This is a genomic window from Microcystis sp. LE19-41.2A (assembly GCF_027530405.1).
Lineage (GTDB): Bacteria > Cyanobacteriota > Cyanobacteriia > Cyanobacteriales > Microcystaceae > Microcystis > Microcystis aeruginosa.
In genome coordinates this window covers 1-1248 of sequence record NZ_JAPZQJ010000449.1, presented here as the reverse complement: position 1 = coordinate 1248, position 1248 = coordinate 1, and the positions used below count along the sequence as shown (strand labels likewise).

Genomic DNA, 1248 nt, shown 5'->3' with positions numbered 1-1248 from the left:
TAAATCCTTCCTCAGAAATAATAGTTCCCGTTGCTGTATTAGGAGAACCACCAATGTAGCCCGTCCCAGAATTGACGGTTAAAATAACTGATTCGCTGTTTTCCTGTACGGTGTCAGCAATGGGATCAACCACGACCGTTGCCGTTGTCGCACCGGCGGCAAAAGTGACGGTTCCCAATTTCGTCGTCGGGTCGAAGATGACACCACTACCTGTTAATACGTTGTAATCGGCTGGGTCGCTTCCCACTGGAGCGGCGTTGGCTATGCCACTCGCCCCGAAGTTAACGGTCAGGGGAGAACTCAGGTTTAAGTTAGTGCGAGTAAAGGTGTAAACTAAGTTAGTCGTACCGTCTTCCTGCACACTGGCCGGGCTGACACTGACGGTTACGGAAGGTAAGTTAGCCCCCGCCAAGGCGTTAAACACATTGAGCCGCTTACCAGAAACCGTTTTACCGGCAAGGGATGCCAGGGGGTCGCCCGTGTTCATTAAGGTGTTTTTCACCTGTTGTGCCGTCCAGGTAGGATTTTGTGACCACAACAAAGCCGCCGCCCCTGCCACATGGGGACTGGCCATGGATGTCCCTGAAAGGGTCGCGTATCCACCACCAGGAGCTAGACTGTAAATGTCTGAACCAGGCGCACCCAAATCTACGCTGGTTAAGCCATAGTTAGAAAAAGAAGAGAGAGCATCGGTGCGGGTGGTGGAAGCAACAGAAATAATATTAGCTAGGTTGTAGCTGGCAGGATAGGAGGGGCTTGTGTCAGTGTTTTTTGCATCATTACCAGCCGCCGCAATAAATAAAGCTCCCGCCTGACCCGCCGCGTTAATCGCATCGTAGAGCGCTTGACTATAGCCTCCACCTCCCCAGGAGTTATTGGTGAGCTTAACTCCTTTGGCCGTCGCATAGTTAATTGCCAAAATAGCATTGGAGGTAGAGCCTGATCCTTGATCATTCAAAAACTTCAGGGGCATGATTTTGGCATTCCAGGCCACCCCCGTCACACCGACCCCATTATTTCCTTTGCCAGCAATGGTTCCCGAAACATGGGTTCCGTGACCATCAACATCACTGGGGTTATTGTCGTTGTAGGCAAAGTCCCAACCGCGAATGTCATCAATGTAGCCATTGCCATCGTTGTCAATGCCATCTCCGGCAATTTCCCCCGGGTTTGTCCAGATGTTGCCAACTAGGTCTTGGTGATTGTAGTCCACCCCCGTATCAATAACCCCAATCACTAAATTAGGAT

At 51.0% G+C, this 1248-nt stretch carries 1 protein-coding gene; it reads right to left on the bottom strand.

The window, feature by feature from the left end; translation table 11 throughout:
* Positions 1-1248 (bottom strand): S8 family peptidase (locus O9290_RS19090; protein WP_288087380.1); only part of this gene is annotated, 1248 nt, incomplete at both ends.